The 17,660-nt window shown below is 66.3% G+C and carries 21 protein-coding genes; 18 read left to right on the top strand and 3 right to left on the bottom strand.

The window, feature by feature from the left end; genetic code table 11:
- Nucleotides 1-87 precede the first annotated feature (87 nt).
- The 4 genes from ubiE to HNS34_RS12310 all read left to right on the top strand — a co-directional run bounded on the left by ubiE (nucleotide 88) and on the right by HNS34_RS12310 (nucleotide 5,288).
- Nucleotides 88-837 carry a bifunctional demethylmenaquinone methyltransferase/2-methoxy-6-polyprenyl-1,4-benzoquinol methylase UbiE gene (gene ubiE, locus HNS34_RS12325; protein WP_172320371.1) on the top strand — a complete coding sequence of 250 codons (750 nt, stop codon included), beginning with the start codon at nucleotides 88-90 and terminating at the stop codon, nucleotides 835-837.
- Between the two features lie 3 nt (nucleotides 838-840).
- On the top strand, nucleotides 841-2,373 hold the full coding sequence (gene ubiB, locus HNS34_RS12320; RefSeq protein WP_172320370.1) for a 2-polyprenylphenol 6-hydroxylase: 1,533 nt from the start codon (nucleotides 841-843) through the stop codon (nucleotides 2,371-2,373).
- 130 nt (nucleotides 2,374-2,503) lie between these two features.
- Complete coding sequence (locus tag HNS34_RS12315) at nucleotides 2,504-3,889, top strand: caspase family protein (protein ID WP_172320369.1); 1,386 nt, start codon at nucleotides 2,504-2,506, stop codon at nucleotides 3,887-3,889.
- Between the two features lie 61 nt (nucleotides 3,890-3,950).
- Complete coding sequence (locus HNS34_RS12310) at nucleotides 3,951-5,288, top strand: S1 family peptidase (protein ID WP_172320368.1); 1,338 nt, start codon at nucleotides 3,951-3,953, stop codon at nucleotides 5,286-5,288.
- A 46-nt stretch (nucleotides 5,289-5,334) separates the two neighbouring features.
- Here HNS34_RS12310 and HNS34_RS12305 read toward each other — a convergent pair whose 3' ends face one another.
- Together HNS34_RS12305 and fliK are read right to left on the bottom strand one after the other, a co-directional pair.
- The gene (locus HNS34_RS12305) at nucleotides 5,335-5,988 is read right to left on the bottom strand and encodes a flagellar hook capping FlgD N-terminal domain-containing protein (RefSeq protein WP_172320367.1); all 654 of its coding nucleotides are present in this window, start codon (nucleotides 5,986-5,988) and stop codon (nucleotides 5,335-5,337) included.
- 14 nt (nucleotides 5,989-6,002) lie between these two features.
- Complete coding sequence (fliK, locus tag HNS34_RS12300; protein WP_172320366.1) at nucleotides 6,003-6,491, bottom strand: flagellar hook-length control protein FliK; 489 nt, start codon at nucleotides 6,489-6,491, stop codon at nucleotides 6,003-6,005.
- Nucleotides 6,492-8,204: 1,713 nt separating this feature from the next.
- Between fliK and HNS34_RS12295 the strand changes: the two genes are divergently transcribed.
- From HNS34_RS12295 to HNS34_RS12270, 6 genes are all read left to right on the top strand, one after another.
- Nucleotides 8,205-8,492, top strand: a complete 288-nt coding sequence (locus HNS34_RS12295; protein WP_407925861.1) for a rod-binding protein — start codon at nucleotides 8,205-8,207, stop codon at nucleotides 8,490-8,492.
- On the top strand, nucleotides 8,489-8,830 hold the full coding sequence (locus tag HNS34_RS12290) for a hypothetical protein (protein WP_172320365.1): 342 nt from the start codon (nucleotides 8,489-8,491) through the stop codon (nucleotides 8,828-8,830). Before HNS34_RS12295 ends, HNS34_RS12290 begins: the two co-directional genes overlap by 4 nt.
- A gap of 221 nt (nucleotides 8,831-9,051) precedes the next feature.
- Nucleotides 9,052-10,587, top strand: a complete 1,536-nt coding sequence (locus HNS34_RS12285) for a flagellin N-terminal helical domain-containing protein (protein ID WP_172320364.1) — start codon at nucleotides 9,052-9,054, stop codon at nucleotides 10,585-10,587.
- An 87-nt stretch (nucleotides 10,588-10,674) separates the two neighbouring features.
- A complete protein-coding gene (gene flaF, locus HNS34_RS12280) occupies nucleotides 10,675-11,049 on the top strand; it encodes a flagellar biosynthesis regulator FlaF (RefSeq protein WP_172320363.1) in 375 nt (124 codons plus the stop codon).
- On the top strand, nucleotides 11,046-11,450 hold the full coding sequence (gene flbT, locus HNS34_RS12275; RefSeq protein ID WP_172320362.1) for a flagellar biosynthesis repressor FlbT: 405 nt from the start codon (nucleotides 11,046-11,048) through the stop codon (nucleotides 11,448-11,450). The genes flaF and flbT overlap by 4 nt, the downstream gene beginning before the upstream one ends.
- Nucleotides 11,447-12,241, top strand: coding sequence for a DUF1217 domain-containing protein (locus tag HNS34_RS12270; RefSeq protein WP_172320361.1), 795 nt, complete (start codon nucleotides 11,447-11,449; stop codon nucleotides 12,239-12,241). Before flbT ends, HNS34_RS12270 begins: the two co-directional genes overlap by 4 nt.
- On the opposite strand, the gene HNS34_RS12265 is transcribed toward HNS34_RS12270, so the two are convergent.
- Nucleotides 12,238-13,545 (bottom strand): FliI/YscN family ATPase, encoded by a 1,308-nt coding sequence (locus tag HNS34_RS12265; protein ID WP_172320360.1) that lies wholly within the window; start codon nucleotides 13,543-13,545, stop codon nucleotides 12,238-12,240. The genes HNS34_RS12270 and HNS34_RS12265 overlap by 4 nt on opposite strands.
- Before the next feature lie 94 nt (nucleotides 13,546-13,639).
- Between HNS34_RS12265 and HNS34_RS12260 the strand changes: the two genes are divergently transcribed.
- From HNS34_RS12260 to flgH, 8 genes are read left to right on the top strand one after another with little or no spacing between them, the layout of a single operon-like run.
- Entirely contained in the window at nucleotides 13,640-13,978 is a 339-nt protein-coding gene (locus HNS34_RS12260) for a flagellar basal body protein (protein WP_172320359.1), read from the top strand.
- Between the two features lie 14 nt (nucleotides 13,979-13,992).
- Nucleotides 13,993-14,379, top strand: coding sequence for a flagellar basal body rod protein FlgC (gene flgC / locus HNS34_RS12255; RefSeq protein ID WP_172320358.1), 387 nt, complete (start codon nucleotides 13,993-13,995; stop codon nucleotides 14,377-14,379).
- Nucleotides 14,380-14,391: 12 nt separating this feature from the next.
- A complete protein-coding gene (gene fliE, locus HNS34_RS12250; protein WP_172320357.1) occupies nucleotides 14,392-14,682 on the top strand; it encodes a flagellar hook-basal body complex protein FliE in 291 nt (96 codons plus the stop codon).
- Nucleotides 14,682-14,948, top strand: a complete 267-nt coding sequence (locus HNS34_RS12245) for a flagellar biosynthetic protein FliQ (RefSeq protein WP_407925860.1) — start codon at nucleotides 14,682-14,684, stop codon at nucleotides 14,946-14,948. The genes fliE and HNS34_RS12245 overlap by 1 nt, the downstream gene beginning before the upstream one ends.
- Nucleotides 14,948-15,676, top strand: coding sequence for a flagellar hook-basal body complex protein (locus HNS34_RS12240; RefSeq protein WP_172320356.1), 729 nt, complete (start codon nucleotides 14,948-14,950; stop codon nucleotides 15,674-15,676). The genes HNS34_RS12245 and HNS34_RS12240 overlap by 1 nt, the downstream gene beginning before the upstream one ends.
- A 19-nt stretch (nucleotides 15,677-15,695) precedes the next feature.
- Nucleotides 15,696-16,481: a flagellar basal-body rod protein FlgG gene (gene flgG / locus HNS34_RS12235; RefSeq protein ID WP_172320355.1), complete on the top strand. Its 786-nt coding sequence runs from the start codon at nucleotides 15,696-15,698 to the stop codon at nucleotides 16,479-16,481.
- 1 nt (nucleotide 16,482) lies between these two features.
- A complete protein-coding gene (gene flgA, locus HNS34_RS12230) occupies nucleotides 16,483-16,902 on the top strand; it encodes a flagellar basal body P-ring formation chaperone FlgA (RefSeq protein WP_172320354.1) in 420 nt (139 codons plus the stop codon).
- An 11-nt stretch (nucleotides 16,903-16,913) separates the two neighbouring features.
- Complete coding sequence (gene flgH, locus HNS34_RS12225) at nucleotides 16,914-17,654, top strand: flagellar basal body L-ring protein FlgH (protein WP_172320353.1); 741 nt, start codon at nucleotides 16,914-16,916, stop codon at nucleotides 17,652-17,654.
- The last annotated feature ends 6 nt before the right edge of the window (nucleotides 17,655-17,660 follow it).

Genomic DNA, 17,660 nt, shown 5'->3' with positions numbered 1-17,660 from the left:
CACCGGGCGCGCTGCGGCAATTGATGATTTGCCCCTCTGGGCGCAAAGGTATACCCCCGATCTGGATCGGAACAGGGCAGTTTCAAGATGACGAAAGACGACAGGACAACCCATTTCGGGTTCCGCACCGTAGGCGAGGAGGAAAAGGCCGGGATGGTCCACGGCGTCTTTTCCAGTGTCGCGTCGAAATACGATGTCATGAACGATGTCATGTCGATGGGTATCCACCGTGTCTGGAAGGATGCGATGATGGATTGGCTGGCCCCGCGCGACGGGCAGCGCCTCTTGGATGTTGCGGGCGGCACCGGCGATATCTCGTTCCGTTTCCTGCGCCGCGCGCCCGTGGCGCACGCGACCGTGCTGGACATGACCGAAAGCATGTTGGTCGAGGGTCAGAAACGCGCCGAGGCCGAGGATTTTGCCGACCGGCTGGACTGGATCGTCGGCGACGCGATGGCGCTGCCGTTCGAAGCCGGCAGCTTCGACGTCTACACGATCAGCTTCGGCATCCGGAACGTCACCCGCATTGCCGACGCCCTGTCCGAGGCGTTCCGCGTCCTGAAACCCGGTGGCCGGTTGATGGTGCTGGAGTTCAGCCAATTGCCCAACGAGGGACTGCAGAAGCTCTATGATCTCTATTCCTTCAACGTCATCCCCAAGATGGGGCAGGCGATAGCGGGCGATCACGACAGCTATCAATACCTGGTCGAAAGCATCCGCAAATTCCCCGATCAGGAGATCTTCGCAAGCATGATCCGCGAGGCGGGGTTCAGCCAGGTCAAATATCGCAACCTCTCGATGGGCATCGCGGCGTTGCATTCGGGCTGGAAGATCTGAGCGATGCGCGGACCGCATAATATCTGGCGCCTCATCCGCACCGGGGCCACGTTCGAACGCACCGGCGCCATGAAGGTGGCGTTGGAGGCGATGCAGGCCCCGCCCTTCGTGCGGGCGGGCGCGCGGATCCTGGGCTGGCCGTTCAAGTGGCTCGGGCTGAAGGGGGATACCAACCTGCCGCCCGTCACCCGCGCGCTGACCGCACTTGGCCCCGCTTATATCAAGTTCGGGCAGATCCTCTCGACCCGGCCCGATGTGGTCGGCGAAGAGCTGGCGCTGCAATTGCGGGTGTTGCAGGACAAGCTGCCGCCGTTTGACACCGATGTCGCCAAGCGCATGGTCGCGGAGGAGCTGGAAGCGCCGCTTGAGGAGCTGTTCACCGCGTTTTCGCCGCCCGTCGCCGCCGCCTCCATCGCGCAGGTGCATCGCGCGACGCTGCGCGAGACGGGCCAGGAGGTCGCGGTGAAGGTTCTGCGCCCCGGTATCGAGCGTGCCTTTCGCCGCGATATCGACGCCTTCTACCTGATCGCCACGGTGATCGAGACGCTGTCGCCCTCGTCGCGGCGGTTGCGCCCGCATGACGTGATCGAACATTTCGAGGGCGTCGTGCTGCGCGAACTGGACCTGCGCATCGAAAGCTCGGCCGCCGGGGAATTTGCCGCCAATACCGCCGAGGATGACGGGTTCAAAGTGCCGCAGGTCAACTGGTTCCTGTGCTCGCGCCGGGTGATGACACTGGATTGGGCCGAGGGCGCGCCGATGGGCGATGTCGCGGCCATCGACGCGGGCGGCCATGACCGGACAGTGCTGGCCGAACGCGTGTTGCAGATGTTCCTGCGCCACGCCCTGCGCGACGGGTATTTCCATGCCGACATGCACCAGGGCAACCTGAAGGTGGACGCAAGCGGCAATATCGTGGCGCTGGATTTCGGCATCATGGGGCGGCTGGACGAGTTTACCCGCCGCATCTATGCCGAGATCCTGATGGGCTTCATCCGGCGCGATTACCGCCGCGTTGCCGAGGTGCATTTCGAGGCCGGTTACGTCCCTGCCGACCGCGATGTGGGTGAATTCGCGCAGGCCCTGCGATCCGTGGGCGAGCCGATTTTCGGCATGGATGCCAGCAAGATTTCGATGGCACGCCTTCTCAGCTATCTCTTTGACGTAACAGAACAATTCGGGATGGAGACGCGGACCGAGCTGATCCTGCTGCAACGCACCATGGTGGTTGTCGAGGGGGTGGCACGGTCGCTCGATCCCAATATCAACATCTGGAAATCGGCGCGGCCCGTGGTCGAAAGCTACATCACCGAGAATCTCGGCCCCAAGGCGATGGCCCGTGACCTTGTGCGCACGGCGCAGATCCTGGCACGCTTCGGCCCGCGCCTGCCGCAACTGGCCGAGGCGGCGCTGCTTGGCCAGGCCAAGACCCTGCCGCGCCATCCGCCATCCCCCTGGCGGCAACGCATCCCGGCCTTCCTGGTGGGCATCGCTGTCACCGGGGCGGTGGTGATCTTGTGGGAACTGTTGGGCTGATCCGGTCCCCTTGCGCGCGCGCCCCGAGACGGTCCAACCCCCCGGTCGGTTCAAAAATAAATGAGTCGGAAAAATCAGGATTTCGGGGCATAATGCCCGCAATGAATTTTTGATTTGGGAGTTTTCCGCCGTGTCGCTGCTGCGTGGTCTTCGGGCTGAAGCGCTGTCCGTCATCCTGTCAGTCCTGGCCGGACTTGCCCTTGCCGGGGCCGCCAGCGCGGAGCGGGTAGCACTTGTCATCGGCAATTCCAGCTATGCTGCGAACCCGCTGATCAATCCCGTCAACGATGCCGAAGACATGGCCGCCCGGCTGCAGGAGATCGGGTTTCGCCTCTATGGCGACGGCCCTTTGCTGGAACAGGATCTGCGGTCGATGCAGATCGCGATCCGCGACTTTACCCGCACGCTGAACCCCGGCGACCTGGCAGTGTTCTACTTTGCCGGTCATGGCGTGGAATACAAAGGCACCAATTACCTGATCCCCGTCGATGACGAGGAGATCGAGTTCGCCGATGACGTGCCCGACTGGTCCTACCCCGCGCCGCGCTTTCTGGAGCGGCTGGCCGCGACCGGGGCGACAGGCGTGATCATCCTGGATGCCTGCCGCAACAACCCGCTGCCAGAACGCGGCGGCGGCCGCGAGATGGGCACCGGCCTCAGCCCGATGGAAACGCCCGCCGGTGCCTCGGCCTTCATCATGTATGCGGCCGCGCCCGGTCAGACCTCCTCGGACGGGGAGGGGCGCAACGGCCTTTTCACCAGCGCGCTCTTGCGGGCGCTGGAACGGCCCGAGCGGCGCATCGACGACATCATGTACGAGGTCTCGTTCCAGGTGCGCACCGCCACTGGCGGGCGGCAGGTGCCCTGGCTGGAATTCGCCTTCGCCGGGGAGATCCCGCCGCATTTCCAGCCCGGCAACAGCCATGACAACAGCAATGAAGCGCCAGTTCGCGCGGGCGCAAGCCTGCCCACCGGGACCAAGCCGGGGCGCGGCATCCTGACGGGCGGGGTGCCGGCCTATGGCGTGGTCGAGCTGGACGGACCGCCGCCGCCGCAGGGGTTGCACCTGAACCTGCTGGCCGGGGGGTATGAGGATTCCGCGCAACTGGATGGCCAGTGCAGCGGCTTTGTCGCCAGCAACCCCGATTACCAGCTGAACTGGACCCCGGAGATCGGCCCGATCAGCCTGCGCACCGCCAGCGACGGGCCCACGACCCTGATGCTCTACGGCCCGGACCAGACCTGGATCTGCACCGCGGGTGCCGCGGATGGTGGCGGGCCGGTGCTGGACCTCGATCAGCAGACGCCGGGCTCCTACCGGATCTGGGTCGGGACCAGGGGCGAGACCGAGATCGCGCCGCCCGCCACGCTGATCATCGAAACGCTGTCCGTCGCGGCGGCCGTGGCCGGCGGTGCGGGGGCCGAGGTCAACAACGCGCCCGAGAATCGCGGGTTGCGCAGCGGCGAGGCTTTGGGCTGGAACGTCATCTCCGAAGCGGGCCCCGGCGCGCGGTAGGGGTTTCGAGATTACAGGGCCGCATTGGCGGCTGTCGATGCTGGTTGGGAGGTGCAATCACATGTTTACAAAAGCAATTGCGGTTGGGGCCCTTGTTCTGGCGTCCTGGACCTTTTTTGCGGGTCGGGCCGAGGCGCAGGAGTTCTGTTCGGGCGACCGGGTGATGGGCGGCTGTCCCGTCTCGATCGGGGATTTTCCCTGGATGGTGTCCCTCAACCGGGCCAATGCGCGCAGCCGGTTCGACGGCCATTTCTGCGGCGCGACAGTGATCGCGGATCGGTGGGTTCTGACGGCGGCGCATTGCGTCGATACGGAACCGCCCAACAACCCGATGGGGCTGGAAGTCTACGCCAACTCCTCCAGCCTGTCGGGCGGCGGAATCGCCTATGACGTGGACCGGATCTATGTCCATGCCGGGTATCAGGGCGTCGGCATCAACGACATCGCGCTGTTGGAGATGGCGCGCCCGATGGCGGTGACGCCGGTGCGCCTGTCGCAGGCGCCCACGGCGGCGACGGTCGAGGCACCGGGCGGGCAATCGGTGATCATCGGATGGGGCCTGACCCCGCCGCCGCATATCGCGCGCGGGCGCGGTCCGCTGACGGTCGAGGAACGCGGCAGCACCTCGGCCCCGTCACTATGGGACACCTCCGAGGTTCTGTTGGGGGCGGCGGTGCCCATCGTGCAGAACAGTCTTTGCGATCCCTCCGCCGACGATACCATCATCTGCGCGGGCTTCCGCGAGGCGGTGGCCGATGCCTGCCGGGGCGACAGCGGCGGGCCGCTGCATGCCTATGATGCGCAAGGCTATGTGCAGGTCGGGCTGGTCTCGGGCGGCACCTATTGCCACCAGGACGGTGACCATTACGGCACCTATACCCGCGTGTCGGCCTATACCGACTGGATCAACGCCACCATGGCGGGCGAGACGCCGCAGGTCGATCTGCGCGCGAGCGAGCCCGATTACACCCTGCCGCCGACCTTCGGTTTCGTGCAGCTTTCCGCCGGGTTCCAGCCCGATCCGCACCGTCAGCAATTGCTGGCGGGGGGCAGCCTGCTGGCCTCTTCCGCCGGACAGGGCTGCGTCGGGCACGTCGCGGAAGCGCCGGATTTCCGGGTGCAATACCAGGGCAGTGGCGCACCGCTGAGCTTCGAGGTAACCAGCCAGTTCGACACCACGCTGCTGATCAACGCGCCGGACGGGCGCTGGTATTGCGACGATGACAGCGCGGGCGAGTTGCAGCCCAACATCACCTGGGGCAGCCCGTTGCAGGGTCAGTATGACATCTATGTCGGCACCACAGCCCCCTCGGATGAGGTCGGCTATCCGCAGGCGGAACTGATCATCGGTGGCGGCGGTGGCGGGCAGGGCGGTACCGCGCCCGATCCGACCAAGTAGACGCGGATAGAAACAGGGGCGGGCATCGCGCCTGTCCGCCCTTGCCTCAGGCGGCCTCGCGCATCGCCTCGACCAGCGCCGATCGCACCTGTACGCCGCCCGGCATCGACAGCCAGACCTCGCCATCCACGATCTGCGCCTCTTCGATCGTGGCGTAGCCTTGCGCGGGCTGGACGCCGATCGGCTCATCCTCGCTGAAGTATTCGACATGGAAGCCATAGACCGCCTGCGGCAGGGGGCTGCCATCGGTGGTGACTCCGGCCCATTCGAAAGGCGTCTCGCTGGTCGGGACGCGCAGGCGCTGCATCTCGTTGCCAGCCCCGTCGGTGACGATCAGTTCCATCCGGTCGGCCAGCGGGTGGCCGGGGGCATAGAGAGTCAGCGGCTCGCCCTGGAAGGCCATCGGCATCTCGGCGCGGGCGTCCATTCCGATCCAGTTCGCGACCTGGCTCATACCCCCCTGCGCCATGCTCTGGCTGAGGCCGGTCAGCAGGTCATTGGTGCGCACCTGCTGTTCCACCCCGGAAAAGGTGGCAAGCTGCGAGGCAAACTCGGTCGAGTCCATCGGGTTCAGCGGATCCTGGTTCTGCATCTGCGTCGTCAGCATGGTCAGGAAGGTCTGGAAATCCGAGTTGATCATGGTTTGACCGGTGCTGCCCGCGCGGGCGGTGGCTGGTGTGGATGCGGGGGTGATCTCCATTTGCTGGGTCTCCTTCAGATGCGGATATCGAGGCCGGTGGCCGCGAGGGGGGGCGTGGCGGTGGACAGGCCGGGGGTGTCCGAAACGGCCCGCTCAGGCGGGCCGGAACCAGTGCCGTGATTGGCCTCACCGCCGCCCCGGCCTGTGAAGCTGAAGCCGGAATGCTCCAACCCCTGGCGCTGGAACTCCTGCGTCAGGAGGCCCGCGTGGCGGCGCATCAGGTCCAGTGTTTCGGGCCGGTCCACCGTCACCGCCAGAAACAGACCGTCATCGCCCTGACTGACCGAGATGCGCAGCTTGCCAAGCTCCGGCGGATCGAGGGCGATTTCCAGCGGTCCATTGCGATCCGGTGCAGCGGTGGACCCGGAGAGAGCGGCGGCCACCTGGGCCGCGACCTGCTCTGCTCGCGTGGGCAGGGGCGTGGCGGTCGGCGCCTGTGAGGTCGCTGTCGGCATGTCGGGCAGTTCCGACACCGGGGTTGAGAACAGAGTGCTGATCTCCACGGGATCGACCGATGCCGACAGGCTGAGCGCGGGGGGGGGCGATGGGGGAAGGGGCGCGTCCTGTGCCCCGACCGCTTGCAGCTGGATCGGGGGCGACGCGGCCCGCGCCGACGCCGTCACCGAGGCCATAACCGGCGCGGGTGTCGCCGGGGGCGGGAGGTCGCGATCCGGTCCTGACGATGCGCCGGGTGCCATTGGCAGGGGCTGCGTCTGAGGGCGCGGTACCTGGGTGGCGCCTGTAGGACCAGGTTTCGGACCGTCCGTCGCGACGGGCGGGATGGCTTGCCGGAACGGCTCGGGTGTAGCGGCAAGGGTCTGGGAGCCGCGCATCGCCGGGGCCACGACCGGGGTGGGCACCTCGGCGGAAATCGCAGCCGGGAGCGATGCGGCCCCCGGCAGACTCCTTTCTGGGGCCGGTGCCGCAGAAGGGCCTGCGGCAAGGGGATCGGGTGGCACTGACCGGACAGGCGTGAAGGGCTTATGACCTTGAACGGGTTGCGCGCCCGCGCGCGGCTGTGGCGGCGGCAAGACGTCGGTTCCATCTGGCGCGGATCGTGCGAACGAATTGTCAGCGGCGGCGGGGAGCGCCCCCGGAGCCAGGGCAGGTTTGATCGCCAAGTCAGATGGATGCGGAGGGGACGTCGCCGTTATGGTGCCGGTCGGGGACAATGCCGCGTGTGTGACGGGTTGAACAGGGGCCGAGGCTGTTGCGAGGGGATCGCGTGACAGTGCAAAGGGATGGGTCGCGGCGGGGGCCTCGCCCGACCGTGTGGCGCGCGGCAGGGGGGCGTCTGCCTGCTGTGTCATGGCGCGCGGTGACCCGTCGGGGCCTGGCGGCAGGGCGGTGTAAGCCGCCGTATCGACAGCTATGTCGCGTGCCGTGACAGCATCGGCCATCCCCTTGGTCGTGGCTGAAGGTGTCGGACCCGACCCGGACGGGAGCGATTCGTCTGCCGGGGGCATTTGCCGGACCTCTTCATTAGGAAGGGCGGCATGGCGCGCGTCCGGCACGGGGATCTGTTCAATCATCCTCGCGGTCGGGGACGGGGGCACGTTCGTGTTCCCCGCGCGGCGCAGAGCGGACGGGCCGTCACCAGGCGCGATATTGTCGATACTGTCGCGTCCGGATTCCGGTGCCGAGGCGCGATGCTCCTGCCCCGCTGGCATCGGGGCAGGCTGTTGCGGCGCGGGATGGTCTGGTTCGTCCTTAAAGGCAATACTTGTCTGCCGACGCGGCTGTTGTGGGGGCGGCGTATCTATCCCGGGCGCTTCGGTCAGCAGGTCGGCATCCGGCGCGGTCCCGGCCAGTGACTGGCTGGCCGACGGAATTGATAGGGGGGCAAGTGGCGCCTGACCCGGCAAGTCGACCGAACCGGGGCTCACCTCCGCCGATCCGGCAGTCGGGATCGGCAGCGCGCGCTCGGAGACCGGGGGGGGCGGCTGGTCCGTGATCATCAGACCGGACGGCTGAATGCGGTCGGAGCGATCAGGCAGCAGGAATGACAGGAACGCCCCATCGGACAGGACGGGCGGCACGGTGCCCGACGGGCCGGGGGCCGACAGGAACGGAAATTGGGGCAGGGGGACAATGCCGGCTGTCATGCGGTCTCAAATCCAGACTTCTTCCAGAACTCCGGGGCAGAATTGATCAGATAGCTTACCAAATCTTTACGACCGCGACGGATAATCGCTTCAACTTGAGGAGGTTTCCCCGTGACCGAGATTGCACAATCCGTCGCCGCCGGACCGCCCCCCACCCCTGAGCGAACCGCGCAGTTGCGCCAGGTCGCGCAGGATCTGGAGGCATCTTTCCTGGCCGAGATGCTGCGCCATGCGGGCGCGGGGGCCGCGCGCGATACGTTCGGCGGTGGCGTGGGGGAGGAACAGTTTTCGTCTTTCCTGCGCAATGAACAGGCCCGCGCGATGGCCCAGGGCGGCGGCATCGGCCTGGCCGAATCGCTTTTTCAGGCACTGGTCGCGCGCGAAGGCGGCGGGCCATGATGCGCGCCGATCCGCTCGAGACGCTCGAGACCGCGCTGGAGGAGCAGGGCGCCAGGATCATTGCGGGTGCCTTCGACGGCCTGGCCGAGATCGAGGCCCGGTTGACCGGCGCGCTTGCCGCCCTCGCCGCGCATCCGCCCGACAGGGCGCAGGTCGGTCGCCTGGACCGGATCAAGACACGCGCCGCGCGGCAGGGGCAGCTTTTGCAGGCGGCGCTGCGCGGCGTGCAGGATGCGCGCACGGCACGACAGGGCGGGCGCGGCTTTACCAGCTATGACAGCCTGGGGCGCGCGGACCGGATCGGCGGCACCCGCCCGCGTTTCGAACGGCGCAGCTGAGCCCCGCGACTTTCGCTAAAATCCACGGGAAAAACCATTTTTTCCTTAGGGGGTTGTTAGAGCTTTCCGAACCAGTGTGACCCTGCACCTGACCCAGGTGGCGTGACGGACCGAACGAGGACGTTACAGGCGTCAGAAGGACGTTTCGAGTGAGCCTGCGAAAGCAGGTCGGATCAATGGGCGCGGAACCTGCGCCCGGCAACTTGAAGGAAGGGCACTCCATGTCCAGTATTCTGACCAACACCAGCGCCATGGTCGCGCTGCAGACGTTGAAAAGCGTCAACACCGATCTCAACAAGACCCAGACGGAGATTTCCACCGGCAAGCGTGTCGATTCGGCCAAGGACAATTCCGCCGTCTGGGCGATTTCCAAAGTGATGGAGTCCGATGTGAAAGGCTTCAAGGGTATCTCGGAGAGCCTCTCCTTGGGTGAATCGACCGTGGCGGTCGCGCGCAACGCGTCCGAAACGGTCACCGACCTCCTGACCGACATCAAGGGCAAGATCGTCGCCGCGCAGGAAGAGAACGTCGACCGCGCCAAGATCCAGACCGATATCGACGCGCTGCGCGACCAGATCAACTCGGTCGTCGGTGCGGCGCAATTCAACGGGCTGAACCTCGTCAAGGGCACCGATGACGTGAACATCCTGTCCTCGCTGGACCGGTCGGAGAACGGCTCGGTCTCGGCCAGCAATATCACGGTGAACCGCCAGGACCTGACGGCCACGGCGGGCGTCTATGGCAGCGGCGCGTCGCTGGCGACCAACATCACGGCGGCGGCAGGCAGCATCGACAGCACCGCGGCGGCCAATTCCGTGGCGCTGACCTATGCCAACACCTCCGGCGCCGATTCGCTGGAACTTTCGATCAATGGCTCGACCGTCACGGTGGCCTTCGATACCGATGCGGCAACGATGATCGATAATGCCGAGGGGCAGATCAACGCGCTCGGCCTGACCGGGATCACCGCGTCCTCGAACGGATCGGGCGTCCTGACCCTGTCGAACACCAACTCCTTCGAGGAATTCACCGTCGGCTGGAACTCGGGCGGCACCGATACAGTCGCGATGGCCAATGCCGGCACCGGCGACTCCGCTGTCGCGGCAACGGGCTCCGACACCACCAACCTGACCTATCGCGCCGAAGCGGTTGCGCTGGACACCCAGGCCACCGTCAACGATGGCGACAGCTACCGCATCTCCGTCAACGGCAACGACTACGACTATGTCGCGGGCAAGGGCGAGACCATGGAGGACGTGGCGCGCGGGTTGAAGACCGCGGTGGATGCAGGCGGCGAAACCGGTGTGACCACCAAGGTCACGGGTAACGCCACGGATGGCTGGAACGTGCTGGTCGATTATGACGGCAGTGACGCCACGGCGGGTGCGACCATGACGCTGACCGATAACGGTCAGGCGGGCGGCACTGCCTCGGGCGGGCTCTTCGGTCTCGACAATATCGACGTGACCAGCGATGCCGGGGCCGATTCGGCGCTGGATAACGTGGAAACGCTGATCCAGAACTCGATCGACGCGGCGGCCTCCTTCGGCTCGGCGCAGGGCCGGATCGAGACCCAGACCAACTTCATCGATTCCCTGGTCGATTCGCTGAAGGCGGGGATCGGCACGCTGGTCGACGCCAATATGGAGGAAGCCTCGGCCAAGTTGCAGGCGCTTCAGGTTCAGCAGCAGCTGGCGACGCAATCGCTGTCGATTGCCAACCAGGCGCCGCAGTCGATCCTCTCTCTCTTCCGGTAAGGCCGGGTTCGGGCCGGGGCATGATCCCCGGCCCGGATTTCGCATCCGTGCCCCTGACCTGACCCCCATCGGAAGGACCCCCTCGCCGTGACATCCTCATTCCTGGCCCAATCGGCCTACGCCTCCGTCAATTCCGCCGTGAAGACCGAACGCGGCACCGAACATGCCGCCTTTGAACGGGTGACCGCGCAGCTTTCGCGCGCCGCCGGACCCGAGGCCAGCATGGCCGCCCGCGCCGCCGCCCTGCATGACAATCGCAGGCTCTGGACGCTGATGGCCGCCAACGTGGCCGATGCCGAGAACGCCCTGCCGCAACCCCTGCGCGCGCAGATCTTCTACCTGGCCGAATTCACCCTGCAACACAGCCGCAAGGCGCTGAAGGACGGTCTGCCCTTCGCGCCGCTGATCGAGATCAACACCGCCGTCATGCGCGGGTTGCGAGGGGAGGCGCAGGCAGCATGACCGGTCTTGTCCTGAAACTCAGCCCGAAGGAGCGCGTGCTGATCAACGGCGCGGTGATCGAAAACGGCGACCGGCGGTCGCGCCTGTCCATCATGACACCCAATGCCAACATCCTGCGCCTGCGCGACGCCATCCACCCCGAGGAGGTGACGACGCCGGTCCGACGGGTCTGCTATATCGCACAACTTGTTCTTTCAGGGGACGCCGATGAGGACGAGGCGCGGATGCAGCTTCTGCGCGGGATCGAGCAATTGAGCCAGGTTTTCACCGACCCCGACAGTCGTGGGCAGCTGGCCATCGCCACCGAACATGTCGTGGGCGGCAATGTCTACCAGGCGCTCAAGGCGTTGCGCGTCCTGTTGCCGCGAGAGGAAAGGCTGATGGCGGCGCGCCCGTCGTGAGCTACACGCCCGTCATCCCGCTTGGCGGTTACACCGGCTGGCAATTCCTGCAACGGACCCAGTCCGATCAGAGTGCGGCATTGGCGAACACGCCGTCCCTGCAACGCGACATGCAGTATTTCCGCGACAATATCGGCACGGTCGCGACCGGCGAAGGCCTGGTCAAGGATTACCGCCTGCTTCGCGTGGCGCTGACCGCGTTCGGGTTGCAGGACGATCTGCCCAACAAGGCCTTCATCCAGCGTATCCTGGATGATGGCGTTGTCGCTGACGACGCATTGTCCAACCGGCTGGCCGACAAGCGGTATCGCGAGTTTTCCAAGGCGTTCGGGTTCGGCACCGACCTGCCGCCGCTCTCGCGCCTGCCGGGCTTTGCCGACCGCATCCTCGACCGCTTCACCGAGCAGAGCTTCGAGCAGGCCGTGGGCGAGGTCGATGGCGACATGCGCATCGCGCTCAATGCGGCGCGCGAATTGCCCGAAATGGCGGCATCCGGCGGCAGCGAGTCCACCTTGTGGTTCCGCGTCATGGGCAACACACCGTTGCGCACCGTCATGGAAACCGCCTTCGGCCTGCCAAGCTCGATTGCCGGGTTGGACCTGGACCGGCAACTGGAGTTCTTCCAGGATCGGGCCGAATCCGTCCTCGGTTCAAACTCCATCACGCAGTTTTCCGACCCAGAAGCGATGGATGACCTGATCCGCGTGTTCCTTGCCCGCAGCCAGGTGGCGCAGTTTTCCGCGGGCACAAGCTCGGCCTCGATCGCGTTGACGCTGTTGCAGGGCGGTTAACCGGCGGCGGCCAGCACGTCCTGAAGCGCGGCGAAGGCGGCTTCCGGCCCGTCACTGTCCGCGGTCAGGAACGTATCCAGCCCCGGCCAGACCTTGATCGCGGCGTCGATGGCCGGGTCGGAGCCATCGGCGTAGAGGCCGGCCTGCAGCATCAACTCGGCCCGGTCATAGGCCCCCAGATGCCGACGCGCCGTGGCGATCTGCAGGTTTTCCTCGGCGCTGGCCGCGCGCGGCAGGCTGCGCGAGACGGAGCGCAAGAGGTCGATCGCCGGGAACCGCCCGCGTTCGGCAATTTCGCGGCTCAGCACGACATGGCCATCCAGCACCCCGCGCAGCGTGTCGGCGACCGGCTCCTCCATGTCAGACCCCGCGACGAGGACCGACAGGATCGCGGTGATGTCGCCCTGACCCTCTGCCCCCGGGCCGGCGCGTTCGCAAAGCGACATGACGGCCTGCGCCATCGAGGCGGGATAACCTTTGAGCGAGGCGGCCTCGCCCGAGGCCACCGCAACCTCACGATGGGCCTGCGCAAAGCGGGTGATGCTGTCGGCCAGGAGCAGCACATTGGCCCCCTGGTCGCGAAAGAACTCGGCCACCGCCATCGTCGTCCAGGCGGCGCGCTGGCGCACCAGCGGCGAGCGGTCCGAGGTCGCGGCGATCACCACCGCGCGTTGCAGACCGTCTTCGCCAAGTGTTTCCTCGACGAAATCGCGCACTTCGCGGCCGCGTTCGCCGATCAACCCGATCACGATCACATCCGCCGCGACCCCGCGCGCGAGGCGTGACAGGAGGTGCGATTTGCCGACGCCGGAGCCCGCGAAGAGGCCAAGCCGCTGACCTTGGACGATGGGCAGAAGCGTGTCGAACACGGCCAACCCCGTCGGCAGGCGCGCGCCCATGGCGCGGCGGCGCGTGGCGGGTGGGGGCGCGGCCCGCAGGCTGCGCGGGGTCGGCCCGGGGAACAGGGGCCGTCCATCCAGCGGCGTGCCATCGGGGTCGATCACCCGACCGATCCAATGCACCCCCGGCGCGATCATGCGGGGCCCCAGGTGACGCACGGCATCGCCGGGGCGCAACCCCTCGACCGGGCCCTCGGGCAGCACCTGCGCACGGGTCCGGCCCATGCGCACGATCTCGGCGCGCATCCCTCCCGCGATCTCGACGCAATCGCCAATGGCCGCAACGCGGTTCAGCCCGGTCACCCAGAGGCTGCCCGACTGAAGCTCCACCACCTGGCCCATCGAATGTACGGGCCGGATGCGCCCGAGCCGGGACAGGAGCGGATCGAAATAGGGCTGCTGCATGGAGACTCTCCGACAAGGCAAATGGGGCGCACTTACGGTTTCTAAACGAATCAGGGTTAAGCCTTGGTGTAGTCAGATCGAGGGAGAAGCCCCGATGTTCAATAATCTGGAAATTCTGGGGCTTGCCCAGGCCCGCGCCCGCCATGCGGCTGCGCGTCAGGCGCAGGTTGCCACGAATATCGCCAATGCCGATACGCCGGGATACCGGGCGCGCGATGTCGCGTCCTTCGATCAGGTGTTCCGCATCGACGGGGGCAGTGCCCGTCTCACGCTCAGGACAATCGACGCGGGCGGCGTGCAATCCCCGAACGGCAATACCGTCAGCCTCGAGACCGAAATGGTCCGCTCGGTCGAGGCGCAGCGCGACCACTCCCGCGCGCTCATGGTCTATCGCTCGGCGATGAACGTGATGCGCGCCGGACTTGGCCGGTAGAGGGGGCGTGACGCATGAGTGAATTCAGCAGCGCGCTTTCGATTGCCGCCAGCGGAATGCGCAGCCAGACCGTGCGGCTCTCCCATGTCTCGGAGAACATCGCCAATGCCGACACGCCCGGCTATCGCCGCAAGCTGACCAGCTTCGAGCCCGATCGCCATGACGTGCCCGGCGCCGTCACCACCGGCCCGGTGCGTCTGGACCGGACGGAACTGCCGCAGGTCTATGACCCGTCGCACCCGTTTGCCGATGCCTCGGGGTATTACAACGGGTCGAATGTGGACCTGATCGTCGAGATTGCCGACGCAAGACAGGCACAGCGCAGCTACGAGGCGAATATGCGCGTCTTCGACCAGGTGCGGCAGATGTCATCTTCGCTCAACGATCTCTTGCGCCGGTAAAGGAGGGGTAGATTGGATATCAGAACGTCACTCGCGGCCCAGGGCTATGGCCAGGCCAGGCAGGCCACACATGCGCCGCCCGCACAGCCCGACGCCGGAAATGCCTTTTCCGAGGCCATCCGCAACTTTACCGACACCGTCCAGCAGGGCGAGCGCATGGCGACCGCGGCGATGACCACCGGCGCCGATCCGCACGCTCTGGTCACCGCTCTGGCGCAGACCGAGCTGGCCGTGGAGACCGCCGTGACGGTGCGTGACAAGGTGGTCGAGGCCTACCAGGAGATCCTGAGGATGCCGGTCTGATGGATGAAGCGGTCTTCTTCGACACGCTCCGTCAGGGGCTGTGGGTGGCGGTGATGATTTCCACCCCCATCCTGACCGTGGCGTTGGTTGCGGGCCTGGTCGTGGGCCTCTTCCAGGCGCTGACCTCGATCCAGGAAATGACGCTGACATTTGCGCCGAAACTGGCCGCGATCCTGGCCGTCTTCTGGGTCTCGATGGGGTTCATGACGCAATCTCTGGTCTCCTATTTCACCGACACGCTGGTGCCGCTGATGGAGGGGATGTGATGGATAATTCCGGGATCGTCACCCTGACGCGGCAAGCGGGCCTTCTGCGCGAGATGCAGACCGTGGCCAACAATATCGCCAATATCTCGACCGCCGGGTTCCGCGCCGAGGGCGTGATCTTCGCCGAATATGTGGCGCAGCTTGAGGGGGCGAATGGCGGCAGCCTGTCGATGGCCAATGCCTCGGGGCGCATGATCCGGATGCAGCAGGGCGATATCGACCCCACCGGCGGCAGTTTCGACTTCGCGATCGAGGGCGAGGGGTTCTTCCTGATCCAGACGCCCGAGGGCGACCGCCTGACGCGCGCGGGAAGTTTCTCGCCAAGCGCGACGGGGGAGTTGGTCAATCCTGACGGTCACATGTTGCTGGATGCGGGCGGCGCGCCGATCTTCGTGCCGCCGGACGTCGAGAATGTCAGCCTGGCGCGGGACGGAACGCTGTCTGCCGACGGTCGCCCGCTGGCCCTTCTCGGGCTGTGGCAGCCGGTCGATCCGGCCGATCTCAGCCATCGCGGCGGCGTGCAATTCGCGGTCGAGGGCGAGATGCAGCCGGTGCTGGAGGGGGCGACGATCCTTCAGGGCTTCATCGAAAACTCCAATGTCGATCCGGTCGGCCAGATCGCCCGCATGATCGAGGTGCAGCGCGCCTACGAGATGGGCCAGGGCTTCCTGGAACGCGAAGACGAACGGGTGCGCGGGTTCCTGCGTGCCATCGGGTCCACCCAGTAAGGTAGAAGGAGGTCCGCCGATGCGCGCCTTGATGATTGCGGCCACGGGCATGAGCGCCCAACAGATGCGGGTGGAGGTGATCTCCAACAACCTCGCCAACATGAACACGACGGGCTACAATGCGCGGCGCGCCGATTTCGCCGACCTGCATTACCAGCAGGCCACACGGGCCGGCACGATCAGCGCCTCGGACGGGTCGGTGGTGCCCGCGGGCGTGCAGCTTGGCCTTGGCGTGCGGCCCGCCGCGGTGTCGGTGAATGTGGCGCAGGGCAGTCTGAGCCAGACCGGCGGCGACCTGGATGTCGCCATCGAAGGGCGCGGCTATCTCGAGGTGACGCTGCCATCTGGCCTGCCCGCCTATACCCGCGACGGATCCCTCAACCGCACCGGCGACGGACAGATCGTGACCTCGGACGGCTTCACCGTCGCCCCCGGCATCACCGTGCCGGACGATGCGCGCAGCCTCTCGATCAACGCGCAAGGCGAGGTCTATGCCTATTTCGCCGACCGGGTCGAGCCTGAGCTTCTGGGCCAGTTCACGCTGGTGAATTTCTCCAACGACCGGGGGCTGGAGGCGATGGGGTCGAACCTCTTCCTCGAGACCGCCGCGTCGGGGGCCGCGATCCAGGGCGATCCCGGCGAGGATGGACTCGGCACGCTGAGGCAAGGCTATCTTGAGGACAGCTCGGTCGATTCCGTGCGCGAGATCACCGACCTGATCGAGGCGCAGCGCGGCTATGAGCTCAACGCCAAGGTCATCACCGCCGCCGACCAGATGCTCGGCGCGACGACGCAGATCCGCTGACATGCGCTGGTTGATCGCTCTCCTCTTCGCCGCCACGCCCGCCCTGGGCGACACGGTCGTCGCCAATGGCACCATCCGGTCCATGAGCGTGATCGGCCCCGCCGATGTGCGCCTTGTCGCAGGCGACACGCCGGGCGCGATCCTCGACCTCGCGGCCGCCATCGGCATGGAAGCGCGGGTCAACCTCTATCCTGGCCGCCCGATCCGCCCCGGCGACCTGCGCGAACCGGCGGTCATTAACCGCAATGAAATCATTACTTTGCAATATGACGCCAACGGCCTCCTGATCGTGACCGAGGGGCGCGCACTGGATCGTGCGGGCATCGGCGAACGGCTCAGGGTGCTCAACCTGTCCTCGCGCACCACCGTCACGGCGACGGTTCAGGGCGCGGGTCTCGCCACGGTCGGCCCCAGCTACTGATGAGGAATTCCATGAGATTTCATACCGCCCTGGCCACCGGCCTGATGATCCTTGCCACGATGCTGGTCGGCTGCGGGCGGTTGGCCGATGTCGGGCGCAGGCCGGACTTCAACACCGTGACCGATGGCAATGAGTTCTACGCGATGAATGTGATGTCCTTGCCCCTGACGCTGGAGGATGAAGGGCCCAGCGCCGCCTCCTCGCTCTGGTCGGGCGGGCGGCAATCGCTCCTGGGGGATCGGCGCGCGATGCAGCGCGGCGATATCCTGACCGTGGTGATCGAGATCGACGAAAGCGCTGAGATCTCCAATTCCTCGGACCGGTCCCGGTCGGGGTCGGAACAGATGGGCGTGCCCAATTTCTTCGGTATTCCGCAACGCATCGACCGCGACCTGCCGGAAGGGGCCAGCATGGCCGATGCGGTCGGGCTTAGCTCCTCCAGCCAGTCGGGCGGCCAGGGGTCGGTGCGCCGGAACGAGGAACTGACCTTGCGCATCGCCGCCACGGTGACGGATGTCCTGCCCAACGGCGTCTTGCGCATCGAGGGCAGCCAGGAGGTGCGGGTGAATTTCGAGCTGCGCGAATTGCTGGTCTCGGGCTATGTCCGCCCCGCCGATATCTCGCGCCAGAACGAGATTACCTATGACAAGATCGCCTCGGCGCGCATCTCCTATGGCGGGCGCGGCCAGATCTCGGATGTGCAGCAGCCCCGCTATGGCCAGCAGATCGCCGATGTCCTCCTGCCGTTCTGAAGGGCG

This window comes from Alterinioella nitratireducens, assembly GCF_013155465.1.
Classification (GTDB): domain Bacteria; phylum Pseudomonadota; class Alphaproteobacteria; order Rhodobacterales; family Rhodobacteraceae; genus Alterinioella; species Alterinioella nitratireducens.
This window is presented reverse-complemented; position numbering and strand designations above follow the sequence as displayed.